We start from the raw sequence: 21,364 nt of genomic DNA, 5'->3' as shown, positions 1-21,364 counted from the left end.
AATTATGCGACATTAGCTCAGTTGGTAGAGCGATACCTTGCCAAGGTATAGGTCATCGGTTCGAACCCGATATGTCGCTCCAATTTCAGACGGTTACATTCTTAAAATGTAAATGCGACATTAGCTCAGTTGGTAGAGCGATACCTTGCCAAGGTATAGGTCATCGGTTCGAACCCGATATGTCGCTCCAATTTTTCTCATCAGTCTCCCCATAAAATCTTCATCATTTCAAACTAAGTTATCGCAACTGACATAGCGCTATTTTACTTTTCTGTACACTTAACATGTCTGTTCCGTTGTTGATTATTCCATGCATTTTTTGAGCACGTTCATCGCTGCAATTTATTAACCTTTGTTTTCATGGTTATTTTTAATACTAATGCGGTTAAGTGTTGCAGGATTTGCCTGCTCTGCGGCTGTTGTCGATGATGTTTTCTATTTTGTAAAAAATAAAACAGCAAGGTTAATGCGTGATCTGCACCTTGTTTCTTCAAGAATTCCTAAATTAGATGGCGTTGCGAAAGTTAAATTATGACCTTGTTCAAATATTCGTAACGCTTTTACTTACATAATGAATCCAGACAAAGTTAATAGCGCCAAGTAGTTGGCTTAACACTGGAGTGCATTATATGCGTATTCAACAATTACGTGATTTACTTGAGTATGTGGCGAACTGCCGCTTAGATATGGCGCAACTCTATGGCCGACTGAACAATCATGCTGACTCCGCTCGAGTAAAGATGATGCTGGAGTATTTTGAATCTCATCAAAAGCATGTCGCTGAAAAATTGCGTGATTATATGGATGAGGCGCCAGCGAGGGTTCTTGATACTTGGTATAAAGACTTTGTGTTTGAAGATTTTACTAAGCGTTGCCAAGATACCATGTTACCCGCCAATATGAACGAAGATGATGTGTTGAATTTACATCTCGACTTGGAAAATCGTCTGATTGGCTTATTGGAAAAAACCGTCAACTCAACCACCGCTGAAGATGCGCGTGCGGCATTAGAAGGCTTAATTCGAGTTGAGAAAACTCAACAGCAACGATTAGTTCACAGCACTATCCGGATGGACGATATTTAACCTATCGATACCTCATCTGTGTTCGTGTAAACACCGAAAGCCAGCTAAATGCTGGCTTTGTTGTTTTTGGATGATAAGTGTTGTCCACATTCACTGCTTTTTGCATGGCATCTGATTTACGTCATAACTTTTCTCGAAGCTTTTTGCTACTTTCTTGATCTCATTAGTTGATTTGACCATTAACTGTTTAGTTTTCATCCATAGCGATGGTCGATTAGATGAGTCACCCTTTTGTTATTTTGTCGCGCAGGAGATCCTCTATGGCACAAGATTTATCGAGTTTACCCACAGCGCTTTATACGCAAGAGCAGGTGCGAGCGGCGGAACTGCTCGCAGTTTCAGAAGGGGAAGCTACGTTGTATCAATTAGTTGAACGTGCTGGATGCGCAGCGTTTAACTATTTAACAGAGCAGATAGCATGCCAGCCTAAGCTTGGGGCTATGCCATTATTGGTACTCGCAGGTAATGGTAATAACGGTGCCGATGCCCTCGTTTGTGCTCGTCTAGCTCTAGAGGCAGGACATAAGGTTCACGTTTTTTTACTAAAGACCAAGGGTACGCCAGAATTTGAACAAGCGCTTTCTGCTTACCTTAATCAAGGTGGGATAGTCGATTCTCCTAATATTGATGCGATCTTACAGGCGCCAATCCTTATCGACGGATTGCTGGGGACTGGCGTTCAGGGCGCGGTGCGAGAACAGGTTGCTGCGCTTATCCATGCCATTAATCAGAGTAATGCTTGGGTGCTTAGTTTGGATCTCCCCTCGGGGATCTTGGCCGATACCGGTGTTGTCGCTCAAGTCGCAGTGATGGCGGATGCGACTTTATGCTTTGGCGGTTTAAAACAAGGCCTACTCACCAGTAAGGCAAGACATCACTGCGGTCATCTTGCTTTTGCCGATCTGGGATTAACTCCCTTTTTTAATGGTGAAAGCGCGACTCGAGTGGGTGGTGAAATCCTAAAAAGCTATTTTGCCGCCAGAGCAAGGGATAGCCACAAAGGTCAATCGGGTAAAGTGACCCTGATTGGTGGTGACTTTGGCATGGCTGGGGCGATTCGGCTTGCCAGTGAAGCTTGTTTGCGTGCGGGGGCTGGATTAGTCACAGTGATCAGTCGGCCTGAGCACCAACTTACGGTAAATGTATCTCGACCTGAGTTAATGTTTTGGGGTTGTGAGCTAGTCGATATGGAGGTGTATCTGCGCCTTGGTTGGGCACAGGTGGTTGTGCTTGGCCCGGGGTTAGGTAAACACGATTGGGGTTATAACTTGTTTAAAGCCGCGGGGTTAAGCGATAAACCCTGTGTACTCGATGCCGACGCCCTGAATCTGCTCAGTCAAGAACCGCGCGGGCAAACTAACTGGGTACTCACGCCCCATCCGGGAGAGGCCGCACGACTGTTGGGATGCAGTGTCGCTGATATTGAGCATGATCGATTCGCAGCCGTGCGTGCTTTGCAGCAAAAATACGGTGGAGTAGTCCTGCTTAAAGGGGCTGGAACCATTATTTTTGATGGAAAACAGATGGTCGTGGCGCCAGTTGGTAATCCTGGTCTTGCGAGTGGTGGGTGCGGTGATGTGTTATCTGGTATTATAGGCGCCCTTATGGCTCAAGGTATGGATAACATGCAGGCGACAGTCGTTGGCGTTGTCGTTCATGGTTGTGCGGCGGACCTTGCTGCGGTTCAAGGTGAACGGGGCATGTTAGCCAGCGATTTGATGCCTTTTATTCGCCAATTAGTAAATAGTGATTTACTCTAGGCGCTGTAAAATTTAAGCGCGGGTGGACTGCCGCGCTTAAATGCCTCCTTAATCGATAACGGCAGTGATATAAGCGGACATGACAGAGACAGAGTTAACCTTTCAATTACATAATGAAGACGAGACTATTGCGGTTGGGCAAAAATTGGCTCGCCATATTCAAGCGCCTTTGACTCTGTATTTAACGGGGGATTTGGGGGCGGGTAAAACCACTCTGAGCCGCGGTTTGATTCAAGGATTAGGACATAAAGGTGCAGTCAAAAGCCCAACTTACACTTTAGTTGAACCTTATGAGCTCGACGGTGTCGAAGTTTATCATTTTGATTTGTATCGTTTAAACGATCCCGAAGAGTTAGAGTTTATGGGGATCCGTGATTACTTTACCCAGAGCAGCCTGTGTATCGTAGAATGGCCTGACAAAGGTGAAGGGTTGTTACCCGATGCTGATATCCACCTACATTTAAAATATTTTAACCAAGGACGTGAAATCCATATTCGAGCCTTAACCGAATCAGGTAAAACGCTATTAGCCGCGATAAAATAAAAACAAAGATGACTAAAAATAAGTATTACTTTCAAAGAATTATTCTTTTTTTATGCGCGTTTTTTGCTGTTGCAGCCCACGCGGCCAACCAGCTCGAAGGTGTGCGTATTTGGGCCGCACCCGAGTCGACACGAATTGTGTTCGATTTGAGTGAGGTGCCCAATTACAGTTATTTTTCCCTCGATGGTCCTCATCGTTTAGTGGTCGATCTAAAAAAGGCATCGACGAAACTGAGCCTGAAAAATATCGATAACAACAGTAAGTTAGTCAAAGGCATACGAGTCAGCAAATCTCCGACGAAAGGCGATTTACGTTTGGTTATTGATTTGGTTAAACCCTTAAATGCGAACTTATTTTCGTTACCCGTGACGGCCCCTTATGGTAATCGGCTTGTGGTTGACCTAGAGGATAAAACTGTGACGGCTTCGCCGTCAGTCACGAGTTCAACTTCAGTTAAAAAATCCGTTAATCAAAGTGTGCCATCTTCCCGCGATATTGTTATCGCGATTGATGCTGGGCATGGTGGTGATGATCCCGGCTCGATTGGACCATCCGGTCTCTATGAGAAAAAAGTCGTGTTCGAAATTGCAAAACGGTTATCGAGCAAAATTAACGACACACCTGGAATGCGTGCAGTGATGATCCGCACTGGTGATTACTTTGTGAATTTGAATAAACGCTCTGAACTTGCTCGTAACAGTAAGGCAGATTTGCTGATCTCTATTCATGCGGATGCTTTTACATCACCCAATCCACGAGGTGCATCTGTGTGGGTATTGTCGATGCGCCGTGCAAACAGTGAAATTGGTCGTTGGTTAGAACAAAAAGAGAAACACTCAGAGTTGCTGGGAGGCGCAGGGGAAATTATTCAAAATACTGATAATGAACAGTATCTTGCTATGACCTTACTCGACATGTCTATGAACAGCTCTATGGCCATTGGTCACTCGGTTGCTGGGGATATTTTAAAAGATTTAGGTGCAGTGACGGAGCTGCATAAGAATCGTCCTGAATCAGCCAGTTTTGCCGTATTGAAATCCCCGGATATTCCTTCAATTCTAGTGGAAACAGGGTTTATCTCGAACCCGAAGGAAGAGCGTTTGCTGAGCAGCAACCGTCATCAAGAGAGTATTGCCACTGCGATTTACAAGGGCGTTAATCGTTATTTCCAAAACAACCCACCGGCTGATACCTTATTGGCCAAGCGCAATCATGGAAGTTCAACGGCGCCATCAAGTACAAAATCTGCGGGAAATATTAAGCATAAGGTGAGTCGGGGGGAGTCGCTTTCTGCTATTGCCCAGCGCTATAAAGTCCCGATGGCTAGCATTATACGTGCTAATGGCATGAAGACTGATGTGGTACAGCTTGGGCAGACACTTGTGATTCCTGAGAGCTAAATAGGATGAATTCTATGGGGATCCAGATCCTTCCGCCGCAATTGGCGAACCAAATCGCCGCTGGCGAAGTTGTCGAAAGACCGGCCTCAGTGGTGAAAGAACTCGTTGAGAACAGCTTAGATGCTGGCGCAACCCGTATCGATATCGAAATAGATAAGGGCGGCAGTAAGCTGATTAAGATCCGTGACAATGGTTCGGGGATCCCAAAGGATGAATTAGCCTTGGCGTTGTCGCGCCATGCCACCTCGAAACTGCATTCCCTCGACGATCTTGAAGCTATCCTCAGCTTTGGCTTTCGCGGTGAGGCTTTAGCAAGTATCAGCTCCGTCTCCCGTTTAACCTTAACGTCGCGCACTGCTGAGCAAACCGAAGCGTGGCAAGCTTACGCTGAAGGCGTCGATATGGCTGTTAAAGTCATGCCTGCGGCGCATCCGGTGGGTTCAACCATTGAAGTCGTTGATCTATTTTTTAATACTCCGGCGCGTCGACGCTTTTTAAAAAGTGACAAAACCGAATTTACCCATATTGATGAATGGTTAAAGCGAATTGCTTTGGTGCGGGGGGATATCCATTTTACCCTGACACACAATGGTAAAACCGTGCGCAATTATCGCCCGGCGATGAATGAGTCACAATATTTACAACGACTGACCCAGGTTGCGGGCCGGCCGTTTGCCGATCAAGCGCTTAGAATCGAATGTCAACACGATGATTTACGTTTAAGTGGTTATCTGCAATCGCCTTGGTCAACCGTGCAGACCGATACTCATTACTTTTATGTTAATGGCCGTCTAGTGCGCGATCGTTTAGTTAATCATGCGGTGCGTCAAGCATTTGCACAAAAGGCCGAAGTAGAACAACCCGGCTATGTGCTGATGCTGGATATCGATCCTCATCAGGTGGATGTGAACGTGCATCCAGCAAAACATGAAGTGCGATTCCATCAAAGCCGTTATGTGCATGATTATATTTTGCAGGCACTGCAATCGGCGTTAGAAGAAGCCGGAGAGCTTAGTTTTGAACGTCCTTTCGAGCTGGGTTCGCCCCAAGTGGAGGATGATGTTTCAGAATCCAAGTCCGAACATACTGCCTTCGAGCTGCAATCTCCGAAAGCTAACTTAGCTTGGACTAATACTCCTCAACCTGAAAATTATCGAGGGAGTCAAGTCGATACGCCTGTTGGTGAGTCTCGTGCTCGAGATATTGCCACCGTACGGGCGGGGACTATGGTGCAGAGCAATGCCTATGGAAGCATGGAGGTACCTAGGGAGTCACGCAGTAGTTCGGCTGGAGAAAGCCGTGCAAGAGCTGAGCTGCCTTCTAAGACAGCGATTGCCAGTTATGGTGCATTACTGCAGACCCCATCTTACAACGTACAGGACAAGGCTTATCAAGCTGTTTTACCTATGCCATCGATACTAGATGGACAATTTTGGGTATTTAGTGATGGGCCAAAATTAAGTTTATTACGTATTGAGTCTGCAGCATTAGCAGTCCGTAGCCATGAGATTGAAATAAAACTGGCTACAGGGTTGATTGGGCAGCCTTTATTGATGCCAGTATCGGTCGCCGCTGATCCTGATTGGGCAGCGTTACTCGAAGAGCATGCAACACTTATCCGTCAACTTGGTTTAGAGCTAACAATTCGTTACCAGCAGTTGATTATTAAAAAAGTGCCCCCATATCTGAGGGACTGTCAGTTAGCGAAGGTCATTCCTGAGTGGTTACAATCGCTACGTTTTGAAGCGCCAGCACCCAATGCATTAGCGTTATGGCTGGCAGAGCAAAGCCTAACTGGATTTATCTCGGCACCCGATATTTGGGCCGCTTATTGTCAGTTAACGGAAGATAAAAGGCAGAAAATTGCCAGTAAAGCAGTATCCTTACCTTGGCAATCGTGGCTAGAAGAGCAAGCAATTGAATAAAGAATTACAGCCTAAAGTGGTTTTTTTGATGGGGCCAACGGCGTCAGGAAAAACGGCTTTAGCTCTCGAATTAGCCGAAAAGCATAATTGCGAAATTATCTCGGTTGATTCAGCATTAATCTATCGCGGCATGGATATCGGCAGTGCTAAGCCCTCTGCCGAGGAATTAGTGCGAGGTCCGCATCGTTTGATTGATATTCGCGATCCGAGTGAAAGTTATTCGGCTGCCGATTTTAGAGCCGATGCGCTGCGCGAGATTGAACAAATTATCAGCATGGGCAAGACCCCTTTATTAGTGGGCGGAACCATGATGTATTTTAAGGCTCTATTAGAGGGATTATCGCCGCTACCCAGTGCTGATGAGGCTATTCGCGCCGATATTCAAGCTGAGGCGGATATAAACGGATGGGAAGCGCTGCACGAGCAATTGAGGGAGATAGATCCCGTCTCTGCAGAAAGAATTCATCCTAATGATCCACAAAGGCTTTCAAGAGCGTTAGAAGTCTATAGAATAAGCGGTAAGAGTTTGACTGAGTTAACCATGACCAAGTCGGCTCCTTTACCCTATGATGTGGTGCAATTTGCCATTGCACCGCGAGAGCGTAAAGTGTTGCATGCGTTAATCGGGCAGCGTTTTCGCATAATGTTAGAGCAAGGCTTTATTGATGAAGTCGTCCAGCTTAAAGCGAGGGGTGACTTGCATTTAGATTTACCCTCAATGCGTTGCGTGGGATATCGACAATGTTGGCAATATCTCGATGGTGAATTTGACTATGATACTATGGTCGAAAAAGCCGTTGCCGCTACTAGGCAATTAGCTAAGCGTCAATTAACATGGTTGCGTAGTTGGCCAGAGTTGAATTGGCTGGAAAGTGGTGCTGAGGGGAATTTAGTTACACTTATGCGTCAATGCCGCTAGCTTATTAGCCCTTGCTGTATAATACTAAAACTAAACAAAAAACTTCACTGATATCGATTTATTTTTATATAAATTAAAAAGGAAATAATAAAATGGCTAAGGGGCAATCTTTACAAGACCCATTTTTGAACGCACTACGCCGCGAGCGCGTTCCTGTATCTATTTACTTGGTAAACGGCATTAAACTCCAAGGACAGGTAGAGTCGTTTGATCAGTTTGTCATTCTGTTGAAAAACACAGTGAGCCAAATGGTTTACAAACACGCTATTTCTACTGTGGTTCCTGCTCGTCCATTTAACGTTGCTGGCCATCAAAATGCCCAGGGCGGTTATGGCGCGCAAGATGATATGCCAAGTGGCGAATAAAGTTTAGTTAAGGAGTTTGCTTCTTGTTTGATCGTTATGAGGCGGGAGAAACAGCGGTTCTTGTCCATATCGACTTTTCCGATGAGGAACGCCGAGAAGACTTAGTGGAGTTACAGCTATTAGTCGAATCAGCTGGAGCACGCTCAGTCGGGGTCATTACTGGAAGTCGACGCTCACCAGACCGTAAGTTTTTTATTGGTTCTGGTAAAGCCGAGGAGTTAGCCGCCTTAGTGGCAGCCACCGAGGCTAATGTGGTTATTTTCAATCACGCCTTGAGTCCAGCTCAGGAGCGAAATCTTGAACAGGTATGTCAGTGCCGAGTGTTGGACAGGACATCACTGATCTTAGATATTTTCGCCCAAAGAGCTCGGACTCATGAAGGTAAGCTGCAAGTGGAGCTAGCGCAATTGCGCCACATGTCGACTCGCCTAGTGCGTGGTTGGACTCACCTTGAGCGCCAAAAGGGTGGTATTGGTTTACGTGGCCCAGGGGAAACCCAGCTCGAAACAGATAGGCGCTTGCTTCGGGGGCGCATTAAAAATATCAACAAACGCTTAGAGCGTGTTGATAAACAACGTGAGCAGAGTCGCCGCGCCCGTAAGCGTAGTGACATGCCAACCGTCTCATTAGTGGGTTATACCAACGCGGGCAAGTCGACGCTGTTTAATGCCTTAACTTCATCTGATGTTTATGCAGCTGACCAGCTATTTGCGACTCTTGACCCTACATTGAGAAAGTTAGATCTACCCGACGGTGCCGTAATTTTAGCGGACACTGTAGGTTTTATTCGTCATTTGCCACATGATCTCGTTGCTGCATTTAAAGCAACATTACAAGAGACGCGTCAAGCAGATTTGTTACTGCATATTGTTGATTGTGCAGATGAAAATATGGCGGATAATTTTGAGCAAGTGCAATCAGTGCTTAAAGATATCGATGCTGATAAAGTGATGCAATTGATTGTTTGCAATAAAATTGACTTGCTTGAAGATGTTACGCCGCGTATCGAATATGATGAACGCGGTAAGCCTGTACGAGTCTGGGTTTCGGCACAAAAGCGTTTGGGGTTTGATCTGCTCTTGAAGGCGATCACTGAGTTAATTGGTGAAGTTATTCATGAGTTTACACTTAAGATTCCGGCAACTGCTGGACATTATCTTGGCCAGTTTTATCGACTGGATGCGATACAGCAGAAAGAGTACGACGATCTGGGGAACTGTATTTTGTCTGTTCGTTTATCGGATGCCGATTGGCGCCGATTAGCTAAACAGAGTCAGGGTGAGTTAGAAACCTTTATCTACGATGCGTCGATAGAAAAGGCTGTTTGTTAATAATCTAATTTATTTCATCCACTTATGGAGTGCTAAATGGCTTGGAACGAGCCCGGTAACAAGGGTAATGATCCTTGGGGAAATAAAGGTGGTAACGACAAAGGACCACCGGACCTTGATGAGGTTTTTCGTAATCTTTCAAAACGCTTTGGCGGCAAAGGTAATGGCTCTTCTGGCCAAAACTTTAGTTCCTTTAGCTTAATCATCATTCTTGCCATCGCTTTTGTTGTTTGGGGACTTTCGGGTTTGTACACCATTAAAGAAGCTGAACGTGGCGTAGCGTTGCGTTTTGGTCAACATAATGGTGAGGTGGGACCGGGTCTTCACTGGAAACCAACGTTTATCGATGAAATTTATCCTGTTGACGTGCAATCAGTTCGCTCTGTGCCATCATCTGGCAGCATGCTAACTTCTGATGAAAACGTCGTGAAGGTTGAGCTAGACGTGCAATATCGTATTTCAGATGCGTATGCCTATCTTTTTAGTGCGGTAGACGCCAATGCCAGTTTACGTGAAGCCACTGACAGTGCGCTGCGCTATGTCATTGGTCACAACAAGATGGACGATATTCTGACCACAGGCCGTGATGCTATTCGTCGCGATACTTGGAAAGAATTAGAACGCATTCTTGAGCCGTACAAGTTGGGCTTGGCTATTGTTGACGTTAACTTCTTGCCAGCGCGTCCGCCTGAAGAAGTGAAAGATGCATTCGACGATGCCATTTCAGCGCAAGAAGACGAACAACGCTTTATTCGTGAGGCTGAAGCCTATGCCCGTGAGATTGAACCGAAAGCACGTGGTGAGGTCGAGCGCATGGCGCAACAAGCTAATGCTTATAAAGAACGTGAAATTTTAGAGGCGCGCGGTAAAGTGGCTCGTTTCGAGTTGCTCTTACCTGAATACCAAGCTGCACCTGAAGTGACCCGTAAGCGTTTGTATCTCGATGCAATGCAACAGGTGATGACTGACACTAACAAAGTCATTATCGATGCTAAAAACAACGGCAATTTAATGTATCTGCCACTAGACAAGTTAATGAAAGAGAAGCCTGCGACTATGCCAGACGTTGAGCCTAAACCTCAACAGAATGTCAATTCTTCATCTATTTCAACGACACGCATTGGTGAGCCTTTGAGTGAACGCCCATCTCGCGAGGAACGTGCTCGCCAGGGGAGGGAGTAATTCATGGGTAGATTAAGTATTGTTCTGATCGCCGTTATATTAGGCATTGGTTTGTCATCTGTGATGGTGGTTAACGAAGGCGAGCGTGCGATTGTGGCGCGCTTTGGCGAAATCGTTAAAGATAAAGTTGATGGCAAACAAGTAACACGTGTTTTCGGCCCAGGTTTACACTTTAAAGTACCTGTGATCGATAAAGTGAAGTTGCTTGATGCGCGTATCCAAACCTTAGATGGTGCTGCAGATCGTTTCGTCACCTCTGAGAAAAAAGACTTAATGGTCGACTCCTATGTGAAGTGGCGTATTTTTGATTTCGAAAAATACTACCTCTCTACTAATGGGGGGATTAAATCGAATGCTGAGACCTTGCTGCAACGTAAGATCAACAACGATTTACGTACCGAGTTTGGTCGTCGTACGATCAAAGAGATCGTTTCTGGGCAGCGTGATGAGTTACAAAATAACGCGTTAGCGAATGCTGCTGAGAGTGCTAAAGATTTAGGTATTGAAGTTGTTGACGTGCGTGTTAAGCAGATCAACTTACCCGCAAACGTGAGTAACAGTATTTACCAACGTATGCGCGCTGAGCGTCAAGCGGTGGCTAAAGAGCACCGTGCTCAAGGTAAAGAGCAATCTGAAATTATTCGCGCTACGATTGATGCCAATGTTACTGTTAAAATTGCGGAAGCAGAGCGTAAAGCCTTAACCATTCGTGGTGAAGGTGATGCATTAGCTGCAAAAATTTATTCGGATGCTTATAACAAAGATCCTGAATTTTTTAGCTTTTTGCGTAGTTTAGATGCTTATCGTGCGAGCTTCTCCGGAAGTTCAGACGTTATGGTGTTAGAGCCAGATAGCGAATTCTTCAAATACATGAAGAGTAGTGCTACTAAGAAATAAGCGATGCTAAATCGTTCAGAATGGGCCCCAATCACTGGGGCCCATTTTTTTATCCTAAATGAAAACAGTAAGTGACAAAGTGAGCGCTAAAATTACATTAGCAATGCATTGTTTATGCCTATCACACAGTCAATATGCTCAAAAAACAGTTCAAAATGATTAAAATTGCTTAACAGCTGTACTTTTTTTGCCCTTTTTTTAAAAAACTCGCAATCTCCCTAACTTACTTGCGTGTTTTCACTATGATCTGCTTCTAATTTTTAGCTATAATGAGCCCCGCTTCAAACTTCGATTTTTGCCCATGGTGATAACTAAGAGGCAAAAAGTCTTTGAAATATAAAAATTCCAACACCCTCTGGGAGATAAGTGGATGAGCAATGCGCCAGTCGATACCGGACGTCGCAGATTCCTGACAGCCGCAACCGCCGTAGTAGGTGGTGCTGGTGCCGTCGCTGTAGCGGTTCCTTTCATCAAGTCATGGAATCCGAGTGCCAAAGCGAAAGCTGCAGGTGCACCGGTCGAAGTAAATATCAGTAAAGTAGAGCCAGGTCAGCTGATCCGTGTTGAATGGCGAGGAAAACCTGTATGGGTTGTTCGTCGCACTGAAGCTGTGATCAATGAACTGCCAACACACGACGATAAGTTAAGAGATCCAGCGTCTGCTGAAATGCAGCAGCCTGAATATGCAACAAATCCTCTGCGCTCAATCAAGCCAGAGTATTTTATTGCTGTCGGTATTTGTACCCACCTAGGATGTTCACCCACTTATTTGCCAGATTCATTTGCTGAGCAAGTTCAAGGTGTGACTTCTGGTTTCTTCTGCCCATGTCATGGTTCTAAGTTCGATATGGCGGGCCGCGTGTTCCAAGGCGTTCCAGCTCCATTGAACCTAGTTATCCCTCCACATCAATATGTTGATGATGGCACTGTTATCATCGGTGTAGATAAAGGAGTGGCGTAATGGTTAAGAATTTAATTAATTGGATTGATGCTCGGATCCCAATGACGGCGACGTATAATCGCCATGTGGGTCAGTATGCTACGCCAACTAACTTTAACTTTTGGTACTTCTTCGGTTCGCTAGCGATGTTGGTATTGGTTAACCAATTACTGACGGGTATCTGGTTAACGATGAACTATGTACCCACAGCAGAAGGTGCTTTCGCCTCTGTTGAATACATCATGCGTGACGTAGAGTACGGCTGGTTATTGCGTTATATGCACTCAACGGGTGCGTCTGCGTTCTTTGTGGTGATCTACTTACATATGTTCCGTGGTCTGATTTACGGTTCATATCAAAAGCCTAGAGAACTGCTGTGGCTATTCGGTATGTTGATTTTCCTCGTGCTGATGGCTGAAGCCTTTATGGGTTACTTGTTGCCATGGGGACAAATGTCTTACTGGGGGGCGCAGGTAATTATTTCTCTGTTCGGTGCTATCCCTGTTATCGGTGATGACTTAACTCTATGGATCCGTGGTGACTACGTGATCTCTGGCGCCACACTGAACCGTTTCTTTGCTCTGCACGTTATCGCACTGCCATTAGTGTTAGTGGTTTTAGTGTTCTTACACTTAATCGCTCTGCACGAAGTGGGTTCAAACAACCCAGACGGTATCGAAATCAAGAAGAACAAAGACGAGAATGGCTGGCCGGTCGATGGTATTCCATTCCACCCATACTACACAGTTAAAGACATTATGGGTGTTGCGGGCTTCCTGATCGTGTTCTGTTACGTGCTGTTCTTCATCCCAGAAGGCGGCGGTTACTTCCTTGAAAAGCCAAACTTTGAAGCGGCTAACCCAATGAAGACACCTGAGCATATTGCGCCTGTATGGTACTTCACTCCGTTCTACGCCATCTTACGTGCTGTTCCCGATAAATTGGGTGGTGTGGTAATGATGGGTCTGTCGATTGCAGTACTGTTCGTATTGCCTTGGTTAGACCGTTGTAAAGTGAAGTCAATTCGCTACCGTAGCACGCTGCACAAGTTGAACATCGCTCAGTTCGCTGTATCGTTCATCGTCTTAGGTTACTTAGGCGCTGTACCTGCAACACCAGAGCTGACTATTGTTGCACGTATCTTCACTGTGACGTATTTCGGCTACTTCTTATTACTGTGGTTATACAGCAAAAATGAGAAAACTAAGCCTGTTCCAGCGAGGTTGACACACTAATGAAAAAATTACTGATTGCATTAGTTACATTGATCCCGACGCTGGCGATGGCCGCGAGTGGACACAATGTACATTTAGAAAAAGCCAATGTTGATCTGCATGATAAGGCTTCTTTAGAGCGTGGTCTGGACATGTTCCAACACTATTGCTCTGGTTGTCATAGCACTCAGTATCAACGCTATGAACGTGTGGCGAATGATCTCGGTATTTCTGCCGATGATATGCGTAGCAAGTACATGTTTACCGATGCCAAAATCGGTGAGCTGATGCAAAACGCAATTCCACATAAAGATGCGGCTAAGTGGTTCGGTGCAACACCACCAGACTTAACCTTAGTCGCACGTGTTCGTGGCGAAGATTGGGTGTATTCATACCTCAAAGGCTTCTACAAAGATCCAAGCCGCCCATTTGGCGTAAACAACACTGTATTCCCTTCTGTGGGTATGCCACATGTTCTTGAAGAACTGCAAGGCACGCCTGTTAAGCAAGAAGATGGTACAATTGTGGTTTCTGGTGGTAAGTTAAATGCTGAAGAGTATGACCAAGCGGTACGTGATATCACTGGTTTCTTAGTTTATTCAGCTGAACCTGTTAAGTTAGAGCGTCAAGCTTTAGGTTGGTGGGTGCTCGGATTCCTGTTTATATTCTTTATTGTGGCCTACCTCTTGAAGAAAGAGTATTGGAAAGATGTACACTAGGCACCAATAACGGGTAAAATATAGTATCCGCATAGTGTAAACGGGGGGCTTTGCCCCTCGTTTACTTTTGTTTTATTTCGACTCTGGAGGGTATCAATGGCTGTTGCTGCCAACAAACGCTCTGTCATGACACTGTTTTCAGGTGCTGATGATCTTTATAGCCATCAAGTCCGTATCGTGTTAGCTGAGAAAGGGGTTACTGTTGATGTTTTACAGGTCGACCCTAATGAAATGCCTGAGGATTTACTCGAAGTAAATCCTTATAACTCAGTACCTACTTTATTAGACCGTGAGCTCGTACTCTATGAGTCACGTATCATTATGGAATACTTGGATGAGCGTTTCCCTCATCCACCTTTGATGCCTGTTTACCCTGTATCTCGTGGTCAAAGCCGCTTGATGATGCATCGTATCGATACTGATTGGTACTCACTCGTCGCACGTATTCGTAAAGGTGACCGCGCAGAGGCTGCTCGTAAAGAGCTGACTGAAAGTTTACTGTCAATCGCGCCAGTATTTGCTGAAATGCCTTACTTTATGAGTGAAGAATTTGGTTTAGCGGATTGTTACCTTGGCCCATTATTATGGCGTTTGCCTGTATTGGGTATTGAGTTAGACAGCCGCGTAGCAAAAGACATCAAAGCTTACATGACACGTATTTTTGAGCGTGAATCTTTTAAAGCTTCGTTGACTGAAGCTGAACGCGAAATGCGCATGGGTATGTAATGAAAGCGTTGACTCCAAATCGTCCTTATTTACTCAGGGCTTACTACGATTGGTTGATGGATAACCAATTAACACCTCACGTTGTGGTTGATGCCTTTGTCAAAGGCACTCAAGTACCGCAGCAATATGTGAAGGATGGCCAGATTGTATTAAATATCGCGGCTGGTGCAGTGGGCAATTTGCAAATTGGTAATGAATTTGTGGAGTTCAATGCGCGTTTTGGTGGTGTACCTCAGCAGGTATTATTGCCAATGGCTTCGATTGTGGCCATTTACGCTCGTGAAAATGGCGCTGGGACTGTCTTCGATATTGAAGATGCGTACTTAGTCGAAGAGGAAGCCGAATCGGCCTTGTCTATCATTGAGACAAAAGACAAGCCTACCGAACCAACGGATGAACCGCCTAAGCGTCGTAGCCATTTAACCTTAGTCAAATAAGTTACTTGTGCTCTGATCTATACTATGGAAAGCCAGTCAATTGACTGGCTTTTTGTTTTTTTAATGCTTAATCCCAAGCTAGTGCTGTGGTAGCATTTGCGCCGCATTTCAGCCGTGGAGTGCATCGACTTCCCATTTGAGCCAATGGATTTTGTATGTTGCTAATGATCGACAATTACGACTCTTTTACCTTTAACTTAGTGCAGTATTTTCAGCAGTTAGGGCAAGAGATCGTGGTTAAACGCAATGATGAAATCAGCTTAGCGGAAATCGAGGTGTTATCGCCGAGTCATTTAGTCATCTCTCCTGGCCCTTGCTCACCCAACGAAGCGGGGATTTCCTTGGCAGCCATTGAGCATTTTGCTACTCGTTTACCGATCCTTGGCGTGTGCTTAGGACATCAAGCCATGGCGCAGGTGTTTGGGGCCAAAGTTGTGCGAGCACAGCGGGTGATGCACGGTAAAGTTAGCGAGATTACCCATACTGGTGAGCGCCTGTTTAAAGGGTTAAACCAACCATTAACGGTAACTCGCTACCATTCATTACTGGTTGATACCATACCTGACGGTTTTGTGCTGGATGCTTGGTTTGATGACCCGAGCCATGGACGCGAAATTATGGCGATGAGTCATAAAGAGTTGCCGCTCTTTGGTGTGCAATTTCACCCCGAGTCGATTCTGACCGAACAAGGGCATGAATTGTTGGCAAATTTCTTATCTCAATCGGCTTAGGTTGAATCAAAAAAATCGATTTTGCTCTACTCTTTGTTACAAGATTTCTCCTTCATTTAAGCAAATATGTCGCTCAAGTGTGATATAACTGCCGCAAAACGATGCCTGCTCACGTACTCATGGAGTTAGCTCCAAAGTGTAACTAGGGCCGCGATAACAATAAAAGGAAGGACAAATGAACAGCGTAATGCGAAATTTGGGTTTAAGTGCGTTAGCCGTTGCGGTATTGACGAGTTGCGCCGCCACCTCAACCGAAACGGCAACTCCCGCGACCACACCACAGGCTTATCAAGTCCCTTTAGCTCAGCCTCCCCAAGTTTCACAACCGCTTACGCTGAATCAAATTATGGCGAACCCCGATTGGATGGGGATTTTCGCTAAGGAAGCCTACTGGAGCGATGACAGTCAGAGCGTTTTCTTTGCGCGCCAACCCAGTGCATCGCCATTACGGAATTATTATCAGCAGGGCATTAATGACAGCCGCGCCGTTGAACTGGCCATCGATAAGCTACATGCGGCTGATCAACAGTTTGGTGTGTTCGATAGCACTAAAGCTAACAAGGCGTATCTCTACCAAGGCAATATTTTTGTTAAGCATTTAAGCTCTGGCAAAATCACCCAGCTTACCCGCCAGCGCACTGCCATCAGTGGCCTGCGTTACCTTAACAATGGCGATATCGCCTATTGGCAAGGGGATAATGTTTTCCAAATCCATCAAGACAGTGGATTAGTGGAGCAGTTGGCTGAAATCAAAATGGCGAAAGCGCCTGAAGGTGTGAAAGAACCCAGCAGCTACTTAGCCAAGCAGCAGCACAGACTCATTCAATATGTGGCGTTGCAGCAGGAAAATGCCAAAGCCAAAGAACAGTTTAAGAACGAGCTGCAAAAGAGCGATCCGACCCTCGCCGCTAACACTTGGTATCTAGGTGATGCCGAGGTGGTGTCTGAGCTAAGTCTGTCGCCAGACGGTCGCTATCTGTTTGTAGCCCTAACCGATAAAAATTACACCGGCAGCAGTGAACACGACATCATGCCAAACTACCTCGGTAGCGAAGGCTATATCGACCCTGTGCCCGTGCGTGCCCGTGTCGCGGAAGATAATCCACCAGGACAGCGCTTTGTGGTGTTAGACCTCAATGAGCATAAACAGATCGATGTGACTATCGAAGGCTTAACTGGCTTCGATGAAGACGTTTTAGCTAAGGTTAAGAGTGAAAACGCTAAAGCAAAAGGTGAGTCATATCAAAGTACTAAGGCTCCACGTAAAATCCAGCTGATGCAGGATTGGGGCTGGACTCAAAGCGCGATTCAATGGCATGAGTCTGAGAATAAATTGGTGGTGATGGTCGAAGCGACCGATAACAAAGATCGTTGGATTGCCAGTGTCGATCTGGCAAAGGGCAAGTTTATCACCGAGCATCGCCTGCATGATGATGCTTGGGTGAACTACGACTATAACCAATTTGGCTGGTTACCCGGTACGGACAGTCTGTACTATCTCTCTGAAGAAACAGGTTATTCCCAGCTTTATATCAAGGCTCGTGGCGAAAAGCCCCGCGCTTTGACTCAAGGTAAGTTTGTGGTGAGTGATATTACCCTATCGCCCGATGCAAACTACATCTACTACAAGGCTAACCAGCGCCATCCCGGTATTTATAACGTTTATCGCGTGAGTATTGCTTCGGGCAAAAACGAACAACTCACTCAATGGGACGGTAATTTAGATTACAGCTTAAGCCCTGATGGCACTAAGTTGCTGCTGAATGCGTCTCGCCGTACAGAGCCGAATGAGCTTTATATTCAGCCTATTGGCGGTGAGTTAAAACAGCTCACGTCATACACCAGCGATGCCTTTAAGCAATATCCATGGCAAGCACCCGAAGTGGTTGCCGTTCCTTCAAACCATGGCGCTGGCCAAGTGTATGCGCGGGTTTATTTGCCGCAGGGATACGACAAATCCCGCGCCGAGAAATATCCTGCCGTTGTCTTTAACCATGGCGCAGGTTACTTACAAAATGCCGATTATGGCTTTAGTGGTTACTTCCGTGAGTTTATGTTCCACAACCTACTGACCCAACAAGGCTATGTAGTGATGGACATGGATTACCGTGGTTCTAAAGGCTATGGTCGCGATTGGCGCACGGCAATTTATCGCAATATGGGGCATCCTGAAGTCGAAGATTTAAAAGATGGCGTGACTTGGATGGGCCAAAATGCCAACGTGGATATTAAGCGCGTCGGTACCTATGGCGGTTCTTACGGCGGTTTCTTAACCTTTATGTCCTTGTTTACTGAGCCTGAATTATTCCAAGCAGGCGCAGCACTGCGCCCTGTTGCGGATTGGGCACATTACAACGCGCCATACACCTCCAACATCTTGAACACACCGGATGTTGACCCAATCGCCTATGAGCGTAGCTCGCCTATTGAACATGCCCAAGGCTTGACTAAGCCATTACTGATCATGAGTGGCGTGATGGATGATAACGTGTTTTTCCAAGATAGCGTGCGCATGGTGCAACATCTTATCGAGCTGGAAAAACCGATGTTCGAAACGGCGATTTATCCGGTTGAGCCCCACGGCTTCCGTCAGCCATCGAGCTGGTTAGACGAATATCGCCGTATTTACAAACTCTTTGAACAAGAGCTTAAGTAAATCTCGCGAAAGTATTAAGGCCTCAATATGAGGCCTTTTTGTTGCGTGGATTTCGGCGCGAGTGAATCTAATCAGGGTTGTAAAATAGTCACTTGTTTGCTTATTGCCAAGAGGTAACCTATATGCTGAAATTGCAATGTTTTTAACGATTTTAGCGTATGCGCGCCACTTAGCACGGGCGAGATAGGAAAGGTAAACTGTGGCGATATCGGTAGCGGGCGGCGTCAGACCTGGCAAAATTTTAGAGATAGAACATAGACTCTATCAGCAACTTATTCTCGGTAAACAAAAAGCCAGTCCTACTCTATTGGATGATTTGGACCAAGAGCTTGAGGCTGATGCCAATAAACTTGATGTAGAGCGAGAGGCGATACTGTCACGGCTACTTAAACAAATTCAAGCTCGAGAAGTATTTGAGGCCATTTCAAAGCAACTTATTGACACAGTGAATAATGCTATTGAGCATCAATTAGCTTCCCCTGAGTTAGTGCTAGCCAAGTCGGATATTAACGAATCGCAACTCCTGTTACTTGAATTACTGCTGGCTAAAAATCTTGATGCCACAAGATTAAGACCTTTAATCAGCAATTTAAGCTGGTTATGCCGCGATTTAACCAATATGGTTAATAGTCCCGCATTTCGGGCGCGTCGCCCGCAGAGTTCCGATGTGCGTGTCACCGATATCAAATTAGTGATGAATTACATTGGCATCGAAAACCTGCGTACCATTATTCCTTATTTTTGCCTGCGTAATTGGCTGCCCAGTGGCAACGCTAAGCTACTCTGGACCACCCGCAAGTTGTGGCGCTATAGCATTGTCAGCGGAATAGCAGCGAATGCGTTAGCGCAGCTTCATAATACTGACTCAGCCTTAGTTTATAGTGGTGCATTAATGAATCAGTTAGGCACTTCGGTTGTGCTTAGCTTGAGTGCGCGTTTATTTGATAAAACTTGGGGCAATTGGATCCGTGAGGCAAGCTCGAGTCGAGATAAAGAAGTGTACGATGCTGTTATTGCCACCGAATTCCCTGCTAAAGTGGTTTTTGAGCAAGTGTTAGCCCATGGACATAAGCTTAATTGGCAACTATTAGAGTTACTTAAGTTTGAACAGAGTCCATTAACTCAATTGCTTAAAGAGTTGGACCAAACCTTAACTTACCGTGAACTCTCGATGCCGGCCGCATTAGTGGCACGGGCGAATTGTTATGCTAAGGTGCTGTTGCTTGAAGAGATGCGCCAAATCGAGCCGCAGGAAAAACGCTTAATGTTCGATTATTACGAGCTCAGCGAGCAGGAAGTGCTGCGCCTAAAAGCACAAAATTATCGGAAGTTGGATCTGCTGTAATCTGCACGCCGCTCCCATCGGTGTTCAATTGCGGCACTGATGTGGAGGACGGAAAATGCCAAGCTGGCAAGCTTCTGTATTAAATACTATTTTATCCTATGTGGCACGGCCATCGATCAGCCGAGGTAAAGCCAAACTTCCCCTAAGCCAAGTACGGCAACGTTTATTAGAGCTGGATAAGCGCTGGTTGCCATGGCCTGAAAAGCTCGTTACGGCCTCAATTCCCTTACAACATTCCACACTACTGCATTACGTGCTGCTCAATGACACGCCGCGTTTGGGCAATCTATTTTACATTCGTGGCGGCGGATTCTGTTTTAAAACTCCCCATGCCCACGCAAGACTGGTGGCCGATATCAGCGAACGTTGTCGCCTCGATACGTTTATCCCTGATTATCGTTTAGCGCCGGAGCATCCGTATCCCGCGCCCTGTGACGATGTACTCGAGGCATACCTGCACTTAATTGAGTTGAAAGGGAGCGATAACCTAGTGCTGATGGGCGATTCTGCCGGCGGTAATTTAGCCTTAAGTCTGTTGCTCGAACTTAAAAAGCGCCATCTGCCCATGCCTAAAGCCTGTGTGTTGTTGTCACCCGCGCTGGATTTAGCGATTACCGGCGATACCGAGCTGATTTTAGGCGCGGATGATCCGTTCTTTACCATTGAGTCGCTATTGCGGCTGCGCGGGGCGTATCTTGCTGGGGCGAATCCTATCTCAGAACGGGTTTCACCTTTACAGGGGAACTTGGCAGACTTGCCACCACTCTTAGTGATTGCCGGTACGCGTGAGTTGCTTTTACAGGACTCAGAACGACTGGTTATGCAAGTTAAGGCCAGTGGTGGCGCGGTAGAATCGCGTTTTTATCACAACATGCCCCATGTTTTTCCCCTGTTCCATCTGTTGCCCGAAGCGCTTGAGGCGAGGGAACAAATTGCGGATTTTGTGCTTTCACAGCTGATTCGTTAAAATTGTGTAGTTATTCATATTCGGTGAATAGCTAGCAAAAATAGAGGTAAATAACTTTTTTTCTGACTAAATATGCTAAATGCCTCTGGCGTAAACGCTTGTATAGTTCTTAAACTGCAATCTTTATGCACTTTGGCCTTAAGCATGGTGAATGTTGTTTGTGAAAAACTGGTATTTTGATCACAATTTCGCTAATAATGGCTATTAATAGACACAAGCAT

The 21,364-nt window shown here is 45.8% G+C and carries 19 protein-coding genes and 2 tRNA genes; all 21 read left to right on the top strand.

Translation table 11 applies throughout. The features are described from left to right. Positions 1-6: 6 nt before the first annotated feature. The 21 genes from JM642_RS17690 to JM642_RS17590 all read left to right on the top strand — a co-directional run bounded on the left by JM642_RS17690 (position 7) and on the right by JM642_RS17590 (position 21,143). A tRNA-Gly gene (locus tag JM642_RS17690) sits at positions 7-82 on the top strand. 32 nt (positions 83-114) lie between these two features. After that, positions 115-190 (top strand) — tRNA-Gly (locus JM642_RS17685). 439 nt (positions 191-629) lie between these two features. Next, positions 630-1,085, top strand: coding sequence for a hypothetical protein (locus tag JM642_RS17680; protein WP_037426974.1), 456 nt, complete (start codon positions 630-632; stop codon positions 1,083-1,085). A 260-nt stretch (positions 1,086-1,345) separates the two neighbouring features. Then, the gene (locus JM642_RS17675; RefSeq protein WP_203432259.1) at positions 1,346-2,845 is read left to right on the top strand and encodes an NAD(P)H-hydrate dehydratase; all 1,500 of its coding nucleotides are present in this window, start codon (positions 1,346-1,348) and stop codon (positions 2,843-2,845) included. A 79-nt stretch (positions 2,846-2,924) separates the two neighbouring features. Next, the gene (tsaE, locus tag JM642_RS17670; protein WP_037414194.1) at positions 2,925-3,389 is read left to right on the top strand and encodes a tRNA (adenosine(37)-N6)-threonylcarbamoyltransferase complex ATPase subunit type 1 TsaE; all 465 of its coding nucleotides are present in this window, start codon (positions 2,925-2,927) and stop codon (positions 3,387-3,389) included. Positions 3,390-3,397: 8 nt separating this feature from the next. Continuing rightward, positions 3,398-4,789, top strand: a complete 1,392-nt coding sequence (locus JM642_RS17665) for an N-acetylmuramoyl-L-alanine amidase (protein WP_037414192.1) — start codon at positions 3,398-3,400, stop codon at positions 4,787-4,789. A 14-nt stretch (positions 4,790-4,803) separates the two neighbouring features. Continuing rightward, positions 4,804-6,714: a DNA mismatch repair endonuclease MutL gene (gene mutL, locus JM642_RS17660; RefSeq protein ID WP_203432258.1), complete on the top strand. Its 1,911-nt coding sequence runs from the start codon at positions 4,804-4,806 to the stop codon at positions 6,712-6,714. Further along, complete coding sequence (gene miaA, locus JM642_RS17655) at positions 6,707-7,633, top strand: tRNA (adenosine(37)-N6)-dimethylallyltransferase MiaA (RefSeq protein ID WP_203432257.1); 927 nt, start codon at positions 6,707-6,709, stop codon at positions 7,631-7,633. The genes mutL and miaA overlap by 8 nt, the downstream gene beginning before the upstream one ends. A gap of 92 nt (positions 7,634-7,725) precedes the next feature. Then, a complete protein-coding gene (hfq, locus tag JM642_RS17650; protein WP_011070934.1) occupies positions 7,726-7,998 on the top strand; it encodes an RNA chaperone Hfq in 273 nt (90 codons plus the stop codon). A 23-nt stretch (positions 7,999-8,021) separates the two neighbouring features. Next, positions 8,022-9,329 (top strand): ribosome rescue GTPase HflX, encoded by a 1,308-nt coding sequence (gene hflX / locus JM642_RS17645; protein ID WP_047539763.1) that lies wholly within the window; start codon positions 8,022-8,024, stop codon positions 9,327-9,329. Between the two features lie 36 nt (positions 9,330-9,365). After that, complete coding sequence (gene hflK / locus JM642_RS17640; protein ID WP_037414184.1) at positions 9,366-10,511, top strand: FtsH protease activity modulator HflK; 1,146 nt, start codon at positions 9,366-9,368, stop codon at positions 10,509-10,511. Between the two features lie 3 nt (positions 10,512-10,514). Continuing rightward, entirely contained in the window at positions 10,515-11,408 is an 894-nt protein-coding gene (gene hflC, locus JM642_RS17635; protein WP_037414182.1) for a protease modulator HflC, read from the top strand. A 370-nt stretch (positions 11,409-11,778) separates the two neighbouring features. Further along, entirely contained in the window at positions 11,779-12,369 is a 591-nt protein-coding gene (petA, locus tag JM642_RS17630; protein ID WP_037414180.1) for a ubiquinol-cytochrome c reductase iron-sulfur subunit, read from the top strand. Further along, a complete protein-coding gene (locus tag JM642_RS17625; RefSeq protein ID WP_011715793.1) occupies positions 12,369-13,583 on the top strand; it encodes a cytochrome bc complex cytochrome b subunit in 1,215 nt (404 codons plus the stop codon). The genes petA and JM642_RS17625 overlap by 1 nt, the downstream gene beginning before the upstream one ends. After that, a complete protein-coding gene (locus JM642_RS17620) occupies positions 13,583-14,281 on the top strand; it encodes a cytochrome c1 (protein ID WP_037426994.1) in 699 nt (232 codons plus the stop codon). Before JM642_RS17625 ends, JM642_RS17620 begins: the two co-directional genes overlap by 1 nt. Positions 14,282-14,377: 96 nt before the next feature. Next, entirely contained in the window at positions 14,378-15,007 is a 630-nt protein-coding gene (gene sspA, locus JM642_RS17615; RefSeq protein WP_037414175.1) for a stringent starvation protein SspA, read from the top strand. After that, positions 15,007-15,444, top strand: a complete 438-nt coding sequence (locus JM642_RS17610; RefSeq protein ID WP_037414173.1) for a ClpXP protease specificity-enhancing factor — start codon at positions 15,007-15,009, stop codon at positions 15,442-15,444. The genes sspA and JM642_RS17610 overlap by 1 nt, the downstream gene beginning before the upstream one ends. 155 nt (positions 15,445-15,599) lie before the next feature. Further along, positions 15,600-16,175, top strand: coding sequence for an aminodeoxychorismate/anthranilate synthase component II (locus tag JM642_RS17605; protein ID WP_069453620.1), 576 nt, complete (start codon positions 15,600-15,602; stop codon positions 16,173-16,175). Between the two features lie 175 nt (positions 16,176-16,350). After that, complete coding sequence (locus JM642_RS17600; protein ID WP_203432256.1) at positions 16,351-18,831, top strand: prolyl oligopeptidase family serine peptidase; 2,481 nt, start codon at positions 16,351-16,353, stop codon at positions 18,829-18,831. Positions 18,832-19,030: 199 nt separating this feature from the next. Next, positions 19,031-20,176, top strand: coding sequence for an HDOD domain-containing protein (locus tag JM642_RS17595; protein ID WP_037414167.1), 1,146 nt, complete (start codon positions 19,031-19,033; stop codon positions 20,174-20,176). Between the two features lie 55 nt (positions 20,177-20,231). Further along, positions 20,232-21,143 (top strand): alpha/beta hydrolase, encoded by a 912-nt coding sequence (locus tag JM642_RS17590; RefSeq protein WP_203432255.1) that lies wholly within the window; start codon positions 20,232-20,234, stop codon positions 21,141-21,143. The last annotated feature ends 221 nt before the right edge of the window (positions 21,144-21,364 follow it).

It is taken from the genome of Shewanella sp. LZH-2, from assembly GCF_016859145.1.
Lineage (GTDB): Bacteria > Pseudomonadota > Gammaproteobacteria > Enterobacterales > Shewanellaceae > Shewanella > Shewanella xiamenensis.
The sequence above is the reverse complement of the archived record's forward strand: the minus strand, read 5'-3'. Positions and strand labels throughout refer to the sequence as shown.